19 protein-coding genes and 1 pseudogene are annotated in these 19,587 nt (G+C 50.2%); 3 read left to right on the top strand and 17 right to left on the bottom strand.

Going from position 1 to position 19,587, the window contains the following annotated elements; genetic code table 11:
• Positions 1-217: 217 nt before the first annotated feature.
• From ACYVSB_RS01850 to ACYVSB_RS01865, 4 genes are all read right to left on the bottom strand, one after another.
• On the bottom strand, positions 218-679 hold the full coding sequence (locus ACYVSB_RS01850) for an 8-oxo-dGTP diphosphatase (RefSeq protein WP_125601311.1): 462 nt from the start codon (positions 677-679) through the stop codon (positions 218-220).
• 53 nt (positions 680-732) lie between these two features.
• On the bottom strand, positions 733-1,389 hold the full coding sequence (locus ACYVSB_RS01855; RefSeq protein WP_125601308.1) for a GntR family transcriptional regulator: 657 nt from the start codon (positions 1,387-1,389) through the stop codon (positions 733-735).
• 17 nt (positions 1,390-1,406) lie between these two features.
• The gene (locus tag ACYVSB_RS01860; protein ID WP_125601305.1) at positions 1,407-1,697 is read right to left on the bottom strand and encodes a hypothetical protein; all 291 of its coding nucleotides are present in this window, start codon (positions 1,695-1,697) and stop codon (positions 1,407-1,409) included.
• A 199-nt stretch (positions 1,698-1,896) separates the two neighbouring features.
• Positions 1,897-2,154 (bottom strand): hypothetical protein, encoded by a 258-nt coding sequence (locus ACYVSB_RS01865; RefSeq protein ID WP_125601302.1) that lies wholly within the window; start codon positions 2,152-2,154, stop codon positions 1,897-1,899.
• Between the two features lie 159 nt (positions 2,155-2,313).
• On the opposite strand from ACYVSB_RS01865, the gene ACYVSB_RS01870 reads away from it, so the two are divergent.
• Positions 2,314-2,610, top strand: a complete 297-nt coding sequence (locus ACYVSB_RS01870; protein ID WP_461218204.1) for a hypothetical protein — start codon at positions 2,314-2,316, stop codon at positions 2,608-2,610.
• Here the strand turns inward: ACYVSB_RS01870 and ACYVSB_RS01875 are convergent.
• On the bottom strand, positions 2,591-3,133 hold the full coding sequence (locus ACYVSB_RS01875) for a GNAT family N-acetyltransferase (protein WP_125601296.1): 543 nt from the start codon (positions 3,131-3,133) through the stop codon (positions 2,591-2,593). The genes ACYVSB_RS01870 and ACYVSB_RS01875 overlap by 20 nt on opposite strands.
• A gap of 209 nt (positions 3,134-3,342) precedes the next feature.
• Between ACYVSB_RS01875 and ACYVSB_RS01880 the strand changes: the two genes are divergently transcribed.
• Entirely contained in the window at positions 3,343-3,975 is a 633-nt protein-coding gene (locus ACYVSB_RS01880; protein WP_125601294.1) for an NAD(P)-dependent oxidoreductase, read from the top strand.
• A 219-nt stretch (positions 3,976-4,194) separates the two neighbouring features.
• Here the strand turns inward: ACYVSB_RS01880 and ACYVSB_RS01885 are convergent, their stop codons facing one another.
• The gene (locus ACYVSB_RS01885; RefSeq protein ID WP_125601291.1) at positions 4,195-5,169 is read right to left on the bottom strand and encodes a ribose-phosphate diphosphokinase; all 975 of its coding nucleotides are present in this window, start codon (positions 5,167-5,169) and stop codon (positions 4,195-4,197) included.
• A 286-nt stretch (positions 5,170-5,455) separates the two neighbouring features.
• Between ACYVSB_RS01885 and lepB the strand changes: the two genes are divergently transcribed.
• Positions 5,456-6,034: a signal peptidase I gene (gene lepB, locus ACYVSB_RS01890; RefSeq protein ID WP_125601288.1), complete on the top strand. Its 579-nt coding sequence runs from the start codon at positions 5,456-5,458 to the stop codon at positions 6,032-6,034.
• 161 nt (positions 6,035-6,195) lie between these two features.
• Here the strand turns inward: lepB and efp are convergent, their stop codons facing one another.
• The 11 genes and pseudogenes from efp to ACYVSB_RS01945 all read right to left on the bottom strand — a co-directional run.
• Positions 6,196-6,759, bottom strand: a complete 564-nt coding sequence (gene efp, locus ACYVSB_RS01895; RefSeq protein ID WP_125601285.1) for an elongation factor P — start codon at positions 6,757-6,759, stop codon at positions 6,196-6,198.
• Between the two features lie 136 nt (positions 6,760-6,895).
• Complete coding sequence (locus tag ACYVSB_RS01900; protein ID WP_461218205.1) at positions 6,896-7,267, bottom strand: hypothetical protein; 372 nt, start codon at positions 7,265-7,267, stop codon at positions 6,896-6,898.
• A gap of 494 nt (positions 7,268-7,761) precedes the next feature.
• Complete coding sequence (locus ACYVSB_RS01905; protein ID WP_461218206.1) at positions 7,762-9,759, bottom strand: WxL domain-containing protein; 1,998 nt, start codon at positions 9,757-9,759, stop codon at positions 7,762-7,764.
• Positions 9,760-9,789: 30 nt separating this feature from the next.
• On the bottom strand, positions 9,790-10,827 hold the full coding sequence (locus tag ACYVSB_RS01910; RefSeq protein ID WP_461218207.1) for a DUF916 and DUF3324 domain-containing protein: 1,038 nt from the start codon (positions 10,825-10,827) through the stop codon (positions 9,790-9,792).
• Positions 10,828-10,967: 140 nt separating this feature from the next.
• Complete coding sequence (locus ACYVSB_RS01915) at positions 10,968-11,594, bottom strand: WxL domain-containing protein (protein ID WP_461218208.1); 627 nt, start codon at positions 11,592-11,594, stop codon at positions 10,968-10,970.
• 460 nt (positions 11,595-12,054) lie between these two features.
• Positions 12,055-14,172 carry a WxL domain-containing protein gene (locus ACYVSB_RS01920; RefSeq protein ID WP_461218209.1) on the bottom strand — a complete coding sequence of 706 codons (2,118 nt, stop codon included), beginning with the start codon at positions 14,170-14,172 and terminating at the stop codon, positions 12,055-12,057.
• A gap of 49 nt (positions 14,173-14,221) precedes the next feature.
• Entirely contained in the window at positions 14,222-15,259 is a 1,038-nt protein-coding gene (locus tag ACYVSB_RS01925; protein WP_461218210.1) for a DUF3324 domain-containing protein, read from the bottom strand.
• Positions 15,260-15,440: 181 nt separating this feature from the next.
• Entirely contained in the window at positions 15,441-16,058 is a 618-nt protein-coding gene (locus ACYVSB_RS01930) for a WxL domain-containing protein (RefSeq protein ID WP_461218211.1), read from the bottom strand.
• Positions 16,059-16,393: 335 nt separating this feature from the next.
• Complete coding sequence (locus tag ACYVSB_RS01935) at positions 16,394-17,818, bottom strand: hypothetical protein (RefSeq protein ID WP_461218212.1); 1,425 nt, start codon at positions 17,816-17,818, stop codon at positions 16,394-16,396.
• Positions 17,819-17,880: 62 nt separating this feature from the next.
• Positions 17,881-19,404, bottom strand: coding sequence for a MutS-related protein (locus ACYVSB_RS01940; RefSeq protein WP_461218213.1), 1,524 nt, complete (start codon positions 19,402-19,404; stop codon positions 17,881-17,883).
• Between the two features lie 62 nt (positions 19,405-19,466).
• Positions 19,467-19,587, bottom strand: a pseudogene (locus tag ACYVSB_RS01945) (IS200/IS605 family transposase); the annotation flags it as partial.

A 19,587-nucleotide genomic window follows, 5' to 3' on the forward strand; every position in this document is an offset into this window, starting at 1 on the left:
TGTTCCATATAAAAACATAAAAGCGCCCCCATTACTGGTCTCATCAGCCATGGGCACGCGGGGAAAAAATTTGAAAATCATTTCTATTTTCAGAAAAATCGTCGCTAGTTTTCAAGAGCCGATTTGATCGGCCCTGACAAATTTCAGGTCTTTTCATCCACCTGAAAACAAATTGCCTTGGGTGAAAATAGGCTGACTTCTCCTGAAAATTCTCAGCCTACCGAAACAAAGCCGCACTGGCGTCATCCATGTAAACAACTTCCGACAATTCCGGTCGCTCAAAGACATGGAGGAAATCGGCCAGCGATCCTGCCAACGGCCGCCGCTTCAACTCGGCTTGATCCAACCAGGTCACCGCCCCTTCGCGACTAGATTTCAAAGTCCCACTAAACTGATCCGTGCGATAGAAGTAAATCACCCGACGAAAAGGCGCGCCAGCCGCGGTGTGATCCGGATATTGACACAACCCCACTAACTTCAAATCGCGCACAACCAAGCCAGTCTCCTCGCGCATCTCACGAACCGCCGCATCATAGAAAGGTTCGTGAGCTTCCACATGACCCCCAGGAAACGTCAATCCGGGCCAATCTTTTTTTACCCGGTTCTCAACTAACACTTGGTCGCCCTTGGTGATCATCACTAAGTTCAAAAACAGGGCTGGTTCTGGTTCGTGTTTCATTAGAATCACTCATTTCGTTTGATATTTTGTTCAAGGCGCACCACGATATTCGGCTAATCAACGCTATCCCCGGATTCCCAGCGTTGCGGCGGATAGAAAAAGTGCGTCATTCGTTGAAACACCAAGTCATTCCCCACGAAAAACAAACAATCATCAACGCTCAGTTTAGCGTAGGGGCCTGGCGAAACTTGTAACGTCGTGCCATGGCGCAAAGCAACGATGGTGGCGCCAGTGTTTTGCCAGATCTTCAAGGTCCCAATTGTTTCGTCCAAATGCTGGGCCTCCGCCGTTAAAACCAACTCAAAAGGCGCTAGCGGATTGGCCTGCTGAACGCGATTGGTTTGGGCCACCAATTGATCCAACAGCTGGGAGAACTGAGTCAGTTCTTCCTTCTGCCGCGTAACACTGGCCAGAACTTCCCCTTTCAGATCACGTAAAGACGCGACTTCCTGGTACTGTGTCACAAATTCGCCGGCGCGCTCGATCGAAGCCACGAAGAAGCCACTGCCATGTTTGGCCTCAACGATGCCCAGATCGGCTAAGATACTAATGGCTTTACGCGCGGTCTCTGGGGAAACGCCATAGGTCGCGGCGACCGCGGACCGGGCGTGTAACTTGGCGCCTACAGGGTATTGGTGCTCCCAGATCTGTTGAGCCAGGTCAGCGGCGATTTGCTGATAGCGTGAGCTGAATTGTTTCTTGGTTGTCACATTGCTCTCTCCTTGTCTTAGATTCTTGCGTTCATTGTTGCTAAAATCGGCGGTTTAGCCAACCGCCACCTGGCCGCTCTACTAGAATAAAGTAGGTTGGCCGCGGCTTGCGCTGCGAAATTCGGGGTGAGCTCGCTGTGGGCACTGTTTTGAGCCAATCCGCAAAGTGCGCGGCTTGTCTCAAAATCAGGCCTTGTCCTAAGCGGCAGAGCCGCCAAAGACAATTTCACGGCGATCTCACCCCGAATTTCTCCGCTCCAGCCGCTCAACGTTATAACAGCCGTTTGAGCACTCCCGCCAATTGGCAAGCTATCGCCAATTGATGGGGGGAACCACGCAATTAACGACCATGGTTAGGGGTTACAAGTTTTAAATTGGTGACACCATCACAGTCTGCTTGATAAACTCAAGCCAGTTCTTGATGAATCAGTTGAGTCCGGTCGGTTTCACCGAGGATTGTCTAGGAAGCAGGAAAAAGGTCCAACCGATATAATCTGTTCCAACCAATTAATCCAAATCCGTTGGCATTGCCGTACCACCCCAAAAGAGGGCGATTGTTTGACCGCTAGCTCGCAAAAGCACTTCGTCTAATCCTTCGCTTCGATTGCAGATAGGCTCAATTCTGCCTAGCAACCGGCTGGGACTGCGCGGCTCAGTGGTGAAATTGTCCTTGGCGGCTTTGCCGCTTAGGACAAGGCTCGATTTGAAGACAAGCCGCTGATTTTGCGGATTGGCTTCAAACGATGCCCACCGCGTTCCAGCCACGATAAACGTCCTGAGGCGGTTGCGCCACCACCAAACCCAGCACACCCACAATCAAGCACAGACTGCTGGAATCCGTTGGCATTGCCGTACCACCCAAAAAGGTGGGCAATTGTTTGACCGCTAGCTCGCAAAACCACTTCGTCTAATCCTTCGCTTCGATTGCAGATAGGCTCAATTCTGTTCAGCAACCGGCTGGGACTGCGCGGCTCAGTGGTGAAATTGTCCTTGGCGGCTTTGCCGCTTAGGACAAGGCTCGATTTGAAGACAAGCCGCGCACTTTGCGGATTGGCTCCAAACGACGCCCACCACGTTCCAGTCCGCAACAGCAGTCCCAGCCGGTTGCGCTCACGCGCAACACCCTACCACACCTGCAATCAAGCACAGGTTCAGAATAGAAAAAATCAATTCAAACCGATGCCCAACACGTCCAATCCGCTCACAGCAACCCAGCAGTAAGATCCAAGTAATAATAGACATCGCCTTTACCCGCCTGAGTCGTAAAGCGGTAGTCATGATCATTAAAGCCGCCAATCGTGAACCCTAAGGCAAGGTAAAACCGGTTGGCGTTTAAATTGTCATCTTGGGCGATGGTTGTCAGTCCCCGGACGCCCCGCTCTTGACCAAGACGAGCACCGGCGCGAAGTAATTGTCGGCCGATTCCTTGTTGGCGCCATGTTGTGGCCACTTTCAGATCCGCCAAGTAAAGATCGTGGTTCCAGCGCCATTCAAAAATGGCGAGGCCGACGCACTCGTTCTGGTTGAAAGCTCCCAGGGCAAAACCCGCCTGGTCGATTGGCGCTAATTGATAGTGTTCTTCAGGAAAGGTTTGCCATGTTGTTTTTTTGGCGAGTTGCTCATGATGCTGCCAGCCGTTTTCATCGCGGGTAACCAATAATTGGCCCAGCAGGGGGAATGGTTGGTTGGGCATTTGTAACGCTGTTTCTTCTAGGGCCGTGATCCGTCTGATCTCAATGGTCATTTCCAATGCACCTCGAATTTTGACATGATTTTAGCTTAGCACAATTGCTGACTATTAGGCGCGCTTCGGTTAATTTTTTTGTTCAATGCTACCTAGATTTCTTTCAGAATAAGTGCAAACTTACTCTTGTAAATCGATAGAAATTCGCCTATCATTATAGATGGAATGTAACCGCTATCAAAAATCAAACGAATAGGAAGTCAATTATTATGAAAATAGGAATTATTGGTGCAACCGGTCACGTCGGCCGCTTCATCACCAATGAAGCATTGCGACGAAAGCACGAAGTTGTTGGGATTGTGCGTAATGTCCCTGAAGAAACGACCCCGGGCCTCACTTATCTACAAAAAGATCTCTTCAATCTGACCAGCGCGGACATTGCGGATTTCGACGTACTCGTCGACTCCTACAACGCCCCTGAAAACGAAGAAAATCTGCACGTGGCCACCATGAAACACTTGGTTGGGATCTTACAGGATGCGGACACACGGCTTTTGGTCGTTGGTGGCGCTGGTAGCTTGTATGTGGATAATAAACTGCAAACCAAATTATACGAGACGGATGACTTCCCTGCAGATTTCAAAGCCACAGCCGCTAATATGAGCGCCGCCCTGGATTACCTTCGGAACGCTAAGAATGTGCGTTGGACTTATCTCAGCCCGTCTAAAGACTTCTTGGTCAATGGCGCGCGGACTGGTCGCTACAAGGTTGGGCAGGAACAACTGCTGATCGGCAAATATGGTAAGAGCGAGATCAGTATGGCCGATTACGCCATCGCAATGTTGGACGAGATCGAAGAGCCCGAACATCAGCAACAACGCTTCACTGTTTGCGCGGACTGATTCTGCCCGATCAACTTTTAAACGAATCAGGCAACAGCTGAGAAGCATAGTTGCCCGTAAAAAACAGCAACCTCCAATTGAAGGTTGCTGTTTTTTTGAAACGTGCTCGCTGACCTAGCTTCTTCCACTTAACTACGCTAGGCTTCTAGATGCAAAGTTCAGCCTCCAAAAGCCTAGCTAGGTTAATGCTCAAAGCCAAACCGTTGCGCTCCGCACTCTTTACTTTTCATTGGGGACAAATAGTGAATGGATCGATTGATTGTTGTAGATTTTCTCGATGGCACGGGCAAAGAGATCCGCGACTGAGAGGCTGACCAGTTTAGGGAAGTGTTTATCTTCTGGGATGCGAATCGAATCAGTCACAACCACTTCTTTAATGATTGATTCCTGCAATTTCTCGGTCGCGCCTTTCGAGAAGATCGCGTGGGTCGCGCAGCCATAAACTTCTTTGGCGCCAGCGGCCTTCAGGGAGTTCGCTGACCAAACCATCCGATTGGCGGTATCGATCAGATCATCGGCGATGATACAAATTCGATCGTCCACGTCACCAATAATATCCAAGGGATCGACGCTAGGGTCACTGTCGCGCTTGTCAACAATGGCGATCGGGCAATTGAACGTTTCCGCTAGAGCCCGCGCCCGCTTAGTTGAATTGTGGTCCGGCGCGACTACGACTAGGTCATCAGGTCCGCCTAAGCGCTTGCTGATAAAATAATCCGCGATCAGGGGCAGGCCTTGCAAATGGTCAACCGGAATATCAAAGAACCCTTGAATCTGATCCGCGTGCAGATCCAAAGCGACCACGCGATCGGCGCCACCGATTTCAATCAAATTCGAGACCAATTTCGCTGTGATCGGTTCCCGCGACCGGGTTTTACGATCCGCACGTGAATAAGCAAAGTAAGGCAGAACCACATTGATCGTGTGGGCGCTGGCCCGACGCAAGGCATCCAACATGATCATTAATTCCATGAAATTCTCATTGACGGGATCATTAACGGACTGGATCACGAAAATATCATCACCACGAACAGTTTCATTAATATTGATTTGGATCTCGCCATCCGCGAAATGCTTAACCGAAGTACTCAATAATGGGGTACCGACTGATTCGGCCACCGCCTCCGCTAAGTCAAAGTTGCCGTTTAAGGCGATCAATCTCATGGCATGACGATTATTTGCTCTAGCTACCATTTGTTCCTCCAATTTAACTTTTTAAATTCCAAAATGGTTTCAACACTCCTATTATAGTTGAAACCGGCCGTAATGACTAGAAATATCCTAAATTCACTGGGATTTTTCCTAGAAAAGCGGCGGCAATGGGAGGGCCCACTCACTTAACAGGGCACGTTTATCCGTCGTTACAGATAAACCACTAAGTTTTGTCTAAATATTTGCATTTAGTCGCTTAAAATTAGACAATAGAGTGTATAGTAAGTAATAGCAATTTGGTGGAAAAACTATTTAGGGGCGGAAACTCATGGGTGAACAGGCAAAACGGCAACAACCCGAAGAAAAGCAAGAAAGCTTTTGGAAATGGTTATTAGAGGTCATTATACTGGCCGCGGTGATTTTTACTGGGGTCCAATTATTGTTCACTCATGTCTTGGCCAAGGATGTCGTTTCCGGACCCTCGATGCAACCAACTTTCTATGATGGCGACCGCTTGATCACCTCACGTCTGAGCAAAATCAAACGTGGCGATGTCGTCGTGTTAGAGGCACCAGATGAACCGGGCAGTCTCTATATCAAGCGCGTGATCGGCCTACCTGGGGATACAGTAACGGCCAAAGGTGGCCACGTTTATGTCAACGGGAAGCGACTGAGCGAGCCTTACCTGAAAGAATACGATCCCGGCAACGGCTTGCCCTTCCAAGAAGATTTCACCCTACAACAAAAGCTCGGGCGGAAAACGGTGCCAGCGAATAGCTACTTTGTGATGGGGGATAATCGGCCGATTTCCAAAGACAGTCGCCGGATCGGTTTCATCAAGAAATCGGCGATCAACGGTGTCGTTAAACTTAGGTACTGGCCACTGAGCCGGCTTAAGTTCTTCTGAGGCTAACGCTAGCTCCCACCGCCCAAATCATGACCGCTCCCAGCTGCCAACACGTAGGCAGCCACGTGGTAGCGCGGCCCCAACACCAATAAATCGCAAACAAAAACTCGTCCGACAAATTAATGTCGCACGAGTTTTTTAGTTGCCTGTAGCCCAACCAACTATTTAGCGGCCCGGCCTTTATACGTACTTGTATCTGTGTTAACGGTGATCACATCGCCTGCAGAAATGAAATCAGGCACATTGACGATCAATCCCGTCTCCAAAGTTGCAGGTTTCCCACTACCAGTCACAGAGCCACCCTTGATTGAAGGTTGGGTCTCGGTCACTTTCAAATCAACCGTACCTGGTAAGGTGATCCCAATGATTTCACTACCGTAGAATTCGATCTGAACGGTGGCATTTTCCAACAAGTAGCTCAATTCATGCTCGATTGAAGCAGTTGGAATTTCATATTGTTCATAAGTCGTCATATCCATGAAATACGCCACGGTATCTTGGGTATACAAATATTGAGCTTCTTTGTTCTCCATCATGGCCAGTTCGATCTTTTCGTTGGGGCGCATGGTCGTTTGAACAGTCCCACCGCCACGAACATCATATAATTTGACTTGCATCACCGTGTTCCCTTTACCAGGCTTGTGGTGGTTGCTTTCAATTACTTTGATCAATTTGCCATCTTTGACAAAGGTCATTCCCGCGCGTAAATCGATTGCTTCTGTCATCTTTTCGTCCTCGTCCTTTTCGCGAATTATCAGCCTGGGCTGAACCCATGCACCCTCTAAAAGCACATAGCAAGTTTTATTATACCATAGAAGGTCGCAATGGGCGATGCGCAGATTTGTACCCTGGGTTAGCCCGTTAAGCAAAAAGTAGGTTGGCCGCAGCTTGCGCTGCGAAATTCGGGGTGAGCTCGCTGTGGGCGCTGTTTTGAGCCAATCCGCAAAGTGCGCGGCTTGTCTCAAAATCAGGCCTTGTCCTAAGCGGCGAAGCCGCCAAGGACAATTTCACGGCGATCTCACCCCGAATTTCTCCGCTCCAGCCGCTCAACGTTTTAACAGCCGTTTGAGCGCTCACGCCAATTGGCCAGCTATGGTCAATTGATGGGGATTCACGCAATTGACGACCATGGCTAGTAGTTACAATCTTTAAATTGGTGACACCAGGACAGTCTGCCTGATGAACTGAGGCAAGTTCTTGATGAATCAGCTGAACCGGTCGGTATCCTACCAAGGATTGTCGAGGGAACTGGTAAAGATTTCTGGCCTACGCAAACTGTACCAATCAGCTATAATCCGTATCAGTTGGTGTTGCCGCACCACAAAAAAGTGGTCAACTTTCGACCTCTTACTTGCAAAAGCACTTCGTCAGATATCCAGCTTCGATGGCAGATAAGCTCGATTCTGCCTAGCAACCGCCTCAGGACGTGTGGCTCTACCCAGAGTGCGAGCCGGCCTGCATTGCTTCTGAGCATTAGCCTAGCAAGGATTTTGGAAGCTGAACTTTGCTTCCAGAGGCCTTGCGTAGCTAAGCGGAAGAAGCTAGGTCGGTGAGCACGTTTCCAGCCACGATAAACGTCCTGAGGCGGTTGCGTCACCACCAAAACCCCAACCCCAGCACACCTGCAATCAAGCATAGGCTCAAGAACCGACACCGGCCGTTCCCAAGCAACAAGAAAATAGAGCCTGTCTGGGGATTCATGAACAGACCCTATCTCCTGGGGGACATTAGTGAGAAAGTACGGCTGGCTGAGGACTCGATCCGGTCAACGTCCAAGTGATCGTGCTACTGAACGTTTGACCAGCACTCAGCTGGATTTGGGGATTCGCGCCAAAAGTCAGCGTTCCCTGAACCTGATTCAGCCCGGGTGATTCATGGGCGGAATCAGCAATTGTAACCAGTTGATTCTGACTGGTCAAGATAACTTTACTTGCGGTGGCCAAGCCACTGATCATTAAACTGGCAGTTTTGATTGTCTGTTTATTTTGGTCGAGTAGCGGTCCCATTTGAGCTTGTAGTTGCCAGGTCGTATCGCTGGCGGTGGTCCGGGTATCTGCGATTTCCAGGTAGTCATCGCCTTGATTAACTGACTTAAGGGGCATTTGGACCACGCCTTGATACAGTTGCGAACCGGTAACCGTTCCAAAACTGAAATTAGGGACTTGCACCAAACTCAAAGCATTGGCCGCTTCGCCAATGGCTAGTTGCGCCAAATTAGTCGGAATTGTTAGCGTCGACCCACCGCTGAAATTCAAGGTTAGCGTCAGGCCCACATAATATGGCGCACCGGCGGCAGTCGCCGCTGCGGCCGCGGTCACAAAGCGACTGTTTCCGGGAATGGTTAGTATTTGCTGCCCATCTAACTCCTCAGGGGTGGTGAAATTACCACTGCTATTTTGCACGTCTGTAGGAAAGGCCGCGCTGGTATAAGTGCCGGCGGCGTTTTTCGAATAATAGCGCCATTGATAAGTACTGCTGGTCAAACTGGCATTGCCGCTGCTATCAGCGCCGTAGAACTCGGCGGTCAGCTTGTCTAGTCCCGCTACCGGCCAGGAAATCCCATCCTTACGCACCGTATCCAACGGTAGATCTTGTGCTTTCAAACCGCCAGCATAAACAGTCGTTGCGGTATTCAGGCCGTTGACTGTGGCAGTCAGTGTCGCCGGCAACCCAGGCGTATTAGGATCGGTATTGATTTGATCAGCGATGGCTGCGTTGTCCACTTGAAAAGTGTTCCCACGACCACTGGTGCTGGTCAGATCTAATAAATCGTTAGTGGACCAAGTAACGGGGTTAGTCGCGTCGGCCGGCGTTAGGTCCGCATTGACCGAATAGCTGAGATTGGGCAAAACAACCGCGGCCTCTGGTGTAACGGTGACTGCAGAGGCGCTGACCGCTTCTGCAGTCACCACGACCTTGGCTAAGTTTGAGTAGTAATAACCAGCATTGAAACTGATTCGCATCTGGAAATAATAAGTACCAACCGCCAGTTGCTGACCATAACTAGGTCCATAGCCGATTTTAGCCGCATAGAGATTACTCAAGGTTCCAGAAGTCGTCGAATAGCTACCGGCATTCGGATCACTTTGCCAAGTCACACCATCCGTGCCTAACGTCCACTTGGTCATCAAAACTTTGGGCTTGGTGAAGACATTCAAATCTAAGCCAGCCGCCTTGACGGACAAATCAACGTCGCTACCAAGCGTGACATATTGTGCGGCCGGTGGTTGTTGGGTAAAACCGGCACGAATCGGAAAATTCAAAGTGATCAGTCCATCCGGGCTAGGCGTTTGGACCCCATCTGCCACTGTTGGAGCGGCCAGAGGTTCCGATTGCGCGCCAGCGTCCGAGCGCGGCGTCGCGTTGGCATTACCAGTACTTGCCGGCGCGACTGGCCCACCTGTTATTGTCGGCGCAGTTTCCGTGGCAGTTTCAGTCGTTGTAGCAGTCGTTGTTTCGGAGCTACTGTCACTGGCAGTCGCGCCACTTCCTACCACTGGTAACGCACCAGTTTGCCTATTGGCGATGCCTTTATCATCGGTAATAATACTTTGAGACTCACTGTTCAACGCGCCGCCACTTGCGTCTGGCTGATTGCCCGCTGATGTGTCCGGTAGCACGAGAGCCGGCGTTGCCTGTAACACCTGGGCTGCTGGTAGCGCTACGGCAATAAAGCCATTGCCGAGTAGCAGCGCCGCCATGAGCCCGCTAAGTTTCTTGTTCATTAAATAGTCCCCCCCGCGGTGCTTTACCATTTAATGTTTGAAATGAGACTTAATCTCCCGTAATCTGATCCCAATAAAAATCAGCGCGCCAACCGCAACCAGTGCAAGTGCGAGCATGACCCAGATCCACCAAGGCAGTCGCTTCTGAATCAATTGTTGATTGGTTGTTTTGGCGGTGGTCCGAGCGATCGTAAAGTCCCGTTGCAGATCAAACGTACTCGCACCAGAAACCAGCTTGATTTTCAACCGATAATCACCGGGGGCCAGACTCTTGCCTCCCGTGGCGAATTGATAGTTCAGGGTCGAGTTTGGCGCCATCTCATAATTCTGATTGTCTTGCTGGAACAATACATTGGTGGACCCAGCATGATAAAGCCGCGCCTTGATGTTGATTTGCCCAAAAAGGACGGGCATGCTGTTGTGGATGCTGGCCACAAGATCGGCGACCCCGCCGCTGGTTTTCGGCTTGACTCCGGTCAAACTCAACTTGGGCGTCAAACCGGCCTGCCCCGCTTCAACAAGCATGACGGGCAAGGCCATGGCAAATTGGTTGTGAATGCCCAATTGGTTTTTAGTCGCTGGCGCCCCGGTTTTCCGTTGGACGTAGATACTGCCTAAAATCGTCCCCGCAAACGGTTGTGCGGGCATCGTCAACTGATAAGTGACTTGTTGACTGCTTGCTGGCGCTAACGTAATTGTCTTGACCGTCGCTTGATCTTGTGCCAGATCAGGTAATAGATAGGGCGCACTCTTATCTGGGACGGCGGTCGTTGGCGTGTAGTTGACGACGCCTTGATCGGTGGTCGTCGCGGCAATCAACGAGACGGTCAACGCCAATTTCTTGGTTGAACTGAGATTCTTGACGGTCACTGTCAACGGGTATTGTTGTCCCGGCTTGGTTTTCAACGAGTAATAGGACACCTGATCAGCGACCTGTCCCGCACCAAACTGGGGAATGATTGTAAAGTCCGCACCAGTATCTGCCGCTTTGACTTGACTGACCATCCCGAAACTTAAGGCACCAGCAATCAATGCCAAGACAATGCTGAGCCATTTCTTGATTTTCATCATGATCCCCCCCGGTTCATGTGTGAATCAATTTGTTGTGGATCAGTGGCTCCTGCCCAGCCAACCACATACTACCGGCTGGATCCCACTATGTATAACCCAGGTGTTGACACATCTGGGTTAATGACAAGCCTAAGAGATCAGCTTGCTGGCGTTGCTGTTGGGGCTGTGGGTCCGTTCGAAGTCAGCGTCCAAGTCAAGCCGGCTGAATAGGTATCACCTTTTGCTAAAATCGCCTTTGGATTGGCGCTTAAGGCTAAGGTGTTGGCACTACCGTCGAAGCTGTAGCTGTAATCGCCATGGGTCGTCCCATCGCTAGTTGCTAGACTAACAGGTTGGCTGCTATCTGCTACCTTAGTGGCAGTAAATGAAGGCCAGGTCGTGCCGACGCCAGCCAAAGTAATCTCAGCGCCAGTCAATGACTTTGCTGGTGCAATTGTTGTCGCGAATGGCGTCAACGCCGCCGACAAAGTCCAATTACTTGATCCTAAACGGGTATCCGAGATATTTAAGTCTCCAGTGACCGCTGCCGTTTTGCCGGTGAAGCCACCATAAATATCCGCCCCAGGGACTTCACCGAATGCGAAGCTGGGTGCTGACTTGATTTCCAAAATGCCAGCATCCGCATTCTTTGGATCCAGATCCGTAACTGAGAAACTTGCTGTTGAAGTACTGGTCGTCGTGTCCGCTTTAGCAGTTTCTGGTGCCAAAGCTAATGCACCAAGCACTGCCGCAGACGTAACGAGTCCTGCTAACCACTTCTTCATGGTATAAAACCTCTTTCCCTTTTCAATCCGATTGGAGTTAGACCATTCCCTAACTTCAAAGCAAATTATACATTATCGATTCAGGAATGGATAATCTCAAGTCCTGGTTTCGGCCTTTAGCAACCACAAAGTTGGCTAGTCACGTTCCAACCGTCAGTTTGTTTTAGTTCCTATAAAAATCGCGATCCAATAAACATAGACATGGTTTTGCCAAATAATTCGTTTTTAATTTCATTGGCGGATTTTTTGTAAAACCACCAAATTATCGTGATGATCACCTTAAGATTCATCGCTAAATATTATGCATTATTTTATAAGCTTAGTCGGGTCCAATTTTATCTGTCAACACATCAAAAAAACACCAATTTGGACTCGTCTGGTCCAAACTGGTGTTGATACAAATTTCTCATTCGTCGTGACAAGGTGCCGCTGGTAGAATCGACCCGTCACTTAAATCCGTTCATTCTAAAGCGGCAGCTACCGGCGTTCCCGTTGTTAATGTCCAATCGATCGTCGCCTGAAATTGCTGCTTATCATAGAGTTGCACATCCCCATTTTCTGGTAAAGCTAGTTGCGCGCCGACCTGATAAAGACCACCAGTACCGGTGCCATCGCCGGTTAGAATCGTGCTCAATGGTTGCGCCGCGTCGATGATCGGCGCCGCCCCATTGATCGTCGGCAAGCCTTGTAAAATCAGTTGCGGCCGTTGCACGCTTTGAATCGCCTGGCCACTGCCGGTTTCCAGGCTGGTGAAATCCGTCAACGTTGCCGAAAGCTGCCAAGCAGCTCGCTGGGTATTGGCCCGATTGTCATAAACTTGGAGAAAGCGATTCTCCATATTCGTCGCCGTGGGCATTTGGGCTGGGTCGCCATTGGTCCCGTTGTAAATTGTCGTTGGCCTCAAACTAGCGAAATCAAACATCGGGACTTGTTGCAGCGTTAGTTGACCAGGTTCCTCGACTGTCGGCCCTTCAACCACCCGTAACTCGGCATTATTCGTAAACGAAGAGGCATAGGTATTCTTACCTTTTTTGATTTCGATCTGCAGCCGTAGATACATCGGATAACCCCGCTCCAGTTCGCTTTTGGCATCCTGCAGTAATTGATCATTGGCCGGGATCGTCAAAATTTGGCTATCATTGAGTGACAGCGGCGTTGTCCCCTTGAAATCACCACTGCTGTGCACCACATTCTTATAGGATGAAGCCAGCTTCGTTTCGCTATATTTCCCCTTCTTGTCGGCTTTACTGACCTTCCACTCATAAGTGCTATCGGCAGCAATCGCCGCTTCTTCTTCCAGATCTTCCCCGTCAAAGAATTCGTTGGCATACTTGCTCAGGCCATCGACCGACCATTGAACCGCATTATTCGTCGCAAAAGCTACCGGCACCTCCTTGGCGCGTAATCCGCCAACATAAAGCGAGGCAGTATCAGATAAGAGGGACTCACCCGTTTCCGAATTGACGCTAACACTTGCCCGCAATAAATCAAAGGGCAATCCTGGTGTGGTCGTCGAACGGTTAACGGCACTAGCAATCAAGCTATTGGCCACCGTAAATTCGGTATGACGACCCTTATCTGGCGCAAAAGTAACACCACCGCTTGGCGAATCCCAGCTGACCACACTCGTTGAATCCGCTGGCGTCAGATTAGCCTTGGCCTCATAGTCCAAATCCGGAAGGACGACATTGGATTCTGCCGTAACAGCAATATCCTTCGCTGGTCGTTCACTTTCCAAAACGACCACCTTGGCCAATTTTGAATATCGAGTTGAGCTTACTAGGCCGTAATCAACGCTCATTTGGAAATAATAAACACCAACGCTTAAAGATTCGAAATTATCACCGAAAATAATCTTGGCTGACTGTTTGTTTGTGATGATCGAACCGCTGGGTTTCACCTCCAACTCCTGTAATTCCCATTTGCCCTGACCGTCATTGCCTGCGCGATTCCACTCCCATTTATTGATTTTAACCATGACACTACCAAACAAGCCTTGGTAGATACCTGTTGTTTGGACACTCAAGTCAACCTTCAGATTTTCTTCTTCGACCACGTATTGTTCCCCTTGGGGTTGGGTCAAGAAGCCTGCACGTAAGGGAAGGACAAGGACATTGATGCCTTTGCTACTTGGCTTCTTATAGCCATCCGCTTTGGCCGGCGGATCCGGATCGGGCATTGGTGTTTCTTCAACATCGTCCTCATCCTCGTCCGATTCAGCATCCGCAGCTTCATCAAGATCTTCGTCCGGATCCTCGTCCGGAGCTTCATCCGTGTCCTCATCTGTACCTGTATCAGGATCCGACCCGTCTGGATCGACGGTCTCATCAGGTTCCGGTTCACCGGCCCCATCCACGTCAGTCCCCCCGTTCTCATCTGGCATGGTTTCGTCCGTTTCCCCAGAGTTGTCATCAGTCTGCTCAGATTGATCCATTTGTTGGTCCCCAGCAGACATCGCCGTCTCTGTCGTTGTGAGCGCCGCAGCTGCCGCCTGTTCCACTTGGCTCAGCGCCAATGGTCCCGCCAGCAAATTGATTAGGAAAGCAATTAGAATTGTACGATTGATTACCTTGCGCATGGTGTTCACTCCTCCGAAAAGATTGGCAAATCGGTGTCATTTGATTGGATCAATCCCGTTGTTTCTTAGTCCGTTTCCGCAATAACAGAACCAATAACACAGCAATGACGAGTAGCAATCCGCCAATGATCAGCCACAGCCAGAGTCGTGATTGGGTGCGGTTATCGGTCTGCAACGTTTTCTCAACGGTTTGTCGTTGACCGGCCTTGATCGTAAAATCTTTGGTCAGCTTGAAAGTTTGGGCCCCCGAAGTTAGTTTCATCTGCATGGTGTATTTTCCCGGTGCCAAGGTCTGACCACCGGTAGCAACATGATAGTCCATCGTTGAATTGGGTGCCATTTCATAATTCTGATCAGTCTGAGCCAAAAGCACTTTTGTTTGACCCTTTTTGGTAACCTGAGCGGCTATTTTGATTTTGCCGAACATTACCGGCGCCAAATTATGCACCGGTGTTTTCAGATACGCCGCGCCACCAGAGGAATCCAGGCTGATCGCTTCCAGCTGTAATTCCGGCTTTTTGACCGGGTTGGTGGCGGACTTGAGTAAGACGGGCACCAGCATTGAGAACTCATTCAAAATGCCAATACTATCTTGACTTTTTTCCTGATCGATCCGGCGCACAAAGATGCTCCCCAGAACCGTGCCTTTGAGACCATCCTTGGGAATCGTCAAGTCAAAGCTGACTTTCTCGATCGCGCCAGGTTGCAGTGTCACCTGCTTGATTGTGGCCCCATCTTGGACCAGTTCGGGCAAAGTCGTTGTCGCCGTTGCATCGCGCTGTTTCTTCGTCGGGTGATAATTGATCTTACCTTGATCGGTGGTCGTCGCTGTGACGAGGCGAATTTCGAATTGATGAGCCTGGTCAGAACTGAGATTCTGCAAGTTGACTGCCACCGGTAAAACCGCCGCCGGCTGCGCGAGATAGCTAAAATAATCATCCGTTTCACTGCTTTGTTGATCGGAGAAGACCGGTGAGATCGTAAACTCCGAGCCACTGGTTTGCGCCGCAACTGGCCGCGCTGTCACCCCGATAACGGTCAGGGCGACCAAGCTCACAACCAGTGCCAAAAGTTTTTTCAATTTCATCACAGGAACCCCCCAATTCAATTCCAGCAACTGCACATCATGATTTCTTCAAGGTGCCCTTCTCATAAAAATCCAGGCAAATGAAGTTACTTTGCCCGGACCGATGATTCAATGAAACCTTTTCATTTTAGTGGGCAAGCCGCTAACATCCGGCCATTTCGTTCTCGCTAAATCGCGGCGCTTACAATTCTTCGGCAACCGGTGAGCCAGAGGAAAGGGTCCAATCCAAGGTTGCTGCATAATGGCTATCTTCAGCAATCGATGCTGAACCATTGGCATTCATTGACAATGTTGGATCAGTAATTGCCAAGGTGAAGTCCCCGTGATGAGCCGCGTTATTACTCAATACGGTCCCGGAACCACCATCGCTCAAACTCACATTATTTTGGCCGATCACACCGTGTTTTGCCGTAAAGGCCAAGGTCGCACCGGTCAAGGTGTTGGCGCCTTCATCTTCGGTAAAAGTTCCCATATTAAGGTCTAAACTCCAGTCAGCTTCCTTAACACGATTGTCGGCTACGATCAGGTCATCCGCCTGCTCGAGACCGGTATTGAACCCATTATAGATTTTACTGATACTCAGATTTCCGGCTCTGAAGGTCGGAACACTTTTCAAGATTAATTTACCACTGCCTGGATCTGGATCTGGGTCATCAGGGTCTCCGTCGACGGTGACAGTGAAATCTGCAGTCGATTCGTTGTTAACGTCATCAACCACTGCTTTGGTCGTTGTTGTGGATAAAGCAAAAGTACTCGCAGCGAGCAAAGTCACCGCTAATAAAGGCATCGATTTTTTCATGTTGGATCTTCCTTTCATCTCCCGTAATTACGCCGGGCCCAATTCCCGGCTTCAGTGTATAATATACAGACAGGTCTAATTCTCGTCAATTTAAAAAACCGCAAAAAACGAATAATTATAGATTTATGATAAGAAACACCAAATCATAAGTGACATAGTGTCACCAATTATAGCAGCGTTTTCATCGTCTGGCAGTAGCTGATTATTAATTTTTAAAAATATTTTCTCTAATTATCCTGCTAAGTCAACTTGACGCGATTGCATATGGTCATTCTCGATATTCTGGAGAAAGAGCTTACTTTAAATTATGCAAATGTACAGATTGTCACTCCTGACTAGACTGATTTTGCCCGATAGTGCGTCTTACTTTGAGTCAACCGGCAGGCCGCCCACCAAGCCCAGCCGGCACTGAGAACTGCTGTGAAGATCACCAACCCTAGCAGGCGCTCCTGCTGCTCTGTGGGAAGCGCCAGCCGCCGCGTCGTGATCAGGGTCATGAACCGCAGATTTGTCCAGCCGAACTGGACGCTGGCTAGGCACAACACCGCCATGGTCCAACATTGCTGCAACAAACTACCTAGCGCTGACAGTTGGTACTTGACCAGAAAGATCCGCAACGACTGGCGGGGAAACGCTGCTGGAAGCTGTTGATTCAACCATTGATTTTCACTGCCGAGAAACAGCGCGCAGGCTAGGACACCGAAGAAGAATGTCGCCGACCATAGCATTGAAACGAGGCCGGCTACAAGCATTGGATAGCGCCAAGATAGCCGCGACCTCAGGAGGCCTGGGCCGCACAGCATCCCTAAAAGGTAGAGACAATAGATCGGCAAAAGCGTCGGTCGTTGAAAGCGTTGTTCACTGGCGAAGACAGCGTAGAGTAGCAACAGGTTCATAATAATGCCCCGATTTAAAAGCAGGATGGACCAGGGAAACCAACGTCGGCCCCAATATAGTTGAAGCCCTAGGACGACCAACCCCAACAATAAGCAAAAAAGACCGATTCCCTGCGTCACCGCTGGCGTCAACTTGATCAGCCGGGTCAGCCGCAGTCCATAACAAATCAGCAGTAAAGCCAGCAGGCCAAATTTCTCTGGCCACCCCAGCCGGCGCCGCGGCGCTGGCGCGGCTGCTGGTTGCGCAGTACCCTTGGTCGGTCCGTCACTGATTTTGTATTGAGATGGCAATGTTCGTTCCATTTGGTCCGTGCTGCGGCCAGTCTCCGGGAAGCGCCGCGCCAACGACCGAACGCCAAACAAAGCCAGCCCGTATAGCCCCGCCAGCACCAAAAAAGCACCGCGGAAGGTTACTTCCCAGGTGCTAAGTTGTTCGACGATCATCAAGATTATGAGTAATAAACCACCCCAAAGCCAATGTTCAATCGTCAAAAACGGCTTAGTGCTGGTGCCCAATGTGGTCTTCAATGTTAAGAAATAGGGCCACAACCAGCTGGCGGCAAGACCTAACAAGGCGCCACCCAAGGTACTGAGCAGCAGATTTTCGGGCCAGAGTAAGCATAAGGCACCGAGCAAGCCGCAATAGTTAGCCACCACCAGCATTGGCGCCGCGGCCAATTCAATCCAGGCCGTCAAGAAAATCCCCACCGCTCGAAACGCATACAATACAAGAAAGGGCAGGGCCAAGCGCCAATCACGATCCTGTTGATAAGCCACCAAACAGAAGAAATACGGTAAAATACAACCGGTATTGGCCAGTAAATTTAAAGCACCCTCTGCAATCAGGCTGGGCTTTGTTTGCATCCGCTGCCGCTTCTTTCTACATCATTTGCCCCATCATACGCCATCTGATCGGCAGCCGTTCATCAGAGTTTGTCTTTTTGTGAAAGAATTAAACCATTGGGCACATCTTGGAAATAGCGATTAAAAATGTCAACACCATAGCTGGTCACTTCGGGCATCCCCGCCAGAATCTTAAAGGTTCGTTGACCATCCTGTTCTCGCTGGGCACGCAGGAACAACGTTTGGGACCTGATGATTGGGGGCAATAATTCCTCCAAGTCAGTCAAGTGGCTGACCGTTACCACGGTTTGGCCGCTCTTGATCAGCCCGGTCAGAATTTCGCGGTTGATCAGCGCGCCTTCATGGGCATTGGTTGAAGCAAACGACTCATTCATTAGGAATAACTCGTGCCCCTGGGCTTGCGCAGTTAGATCCGCAAACCGTTGCAGTTCCTCAACCAACTTTCCACTGGTCATTTGCTGATCTTCTTCCCGCTTAAAGTGGGTCAGCACTTGTGCATATATGGGCACGTGACAAGTCTGCGCCGCAACGAAAAGTCCGGCCTGCGCCATCACTTGTGCCTGTCCCAAGCTCCGCAGAAAGACTGTTTTTCCGCCTTGGTTGGCGCCGGTGATCAAGGTCAACGGTTGCGTTTGGGGCTGGAAATCATTGGCAATCACGGCGTCAGCCTGTTCGTTCGCCAGCAAAAGCGTTAAATTCTGTAACCCCTGAATTTGCGGCGACCCAATCTGTGGAAAAGTAATCGTGGTCGCTTCAGGCAAGGCCGCACGTAAGCGCGTCACCGCAAGCAAGTAGCCTGCCTGCCACCGAAGTTCCGCGAAGAATCGCGCCAATTCTTGCGTGGTGTTGATCAACGCGACAACCAAAGAATAGGCGGCTTGTCCCAGATTACGCGCCGCCGCCTGATCGCTATTCTCATCCCGCTCCGCGATATAGAAATCGCTGACGCTGGTTTGATAACGGCTGGCCCAACCGGTCACCATGCCCGCCAATTTCGACTGAGCTGGCAAATACTGCAACTCGGCAATCAGACCGAGACATCCTTGTTGTAGCTGCGCCGGATAGGCATAATCGTGATTCGTCGCGGTCAAGGCATTGACCATTTGTTGCATTTCCTTGCGTTTGGCCGGTGCGAATTCAGTTTGCAGCTCCTGCCAAAAGCCCTGGAAATTAGCCGACGGCATTTGCGCCAATGGTAATTTCAAGATGGCGTTGATCCCATTTAAATAGGTCTGCAACAATTGGGTATTGCTATAGAGTTGATACGTGACCGAACCCGTGTAGATCCCCCAGGTTACTTTTTGCGCCGCGGCTTGGCAGGCAACAACTTGATCGTAGAGTTGTTGGATCACGCTCGGTTGTTGTAGTGCAGCTTGGACCGCCGCCTGGCAATATTGCACCTCCGCCGCTGTTTGGAGCGGTTGACACAGCGTTCGCGGCACGATTTCCGCCAAGTAATGATCATCTTGGCTCATTGCTTGCAAGGCGGGAGCTAGGGCCAGATCCGCCAGCAACATCTTCGCCGGCGCCGTCAATGTCGGTAAATCCGGCCATTGATCCTGTTGTCTGATCAGTTCAACTTTCATTACAATTTTGGGCGGGAAACCTCTAACTTTAGTCAGAGGAGGAAAGCCTGCACTTACTAACGCTAGTTAGCTTGCTTGCTTGGTCGTCCCGCCTTACCCCTTTCTGTTCTCTGATTTTGAATATAGTTGGCAACCGTCTCTTTTGACATGTTGCCGAGTGTCCCCATGTAATAGCTTGGCGAC

This window comes from Lapidilactobacillus salsurivasis, from assembly GCF_054785215.1.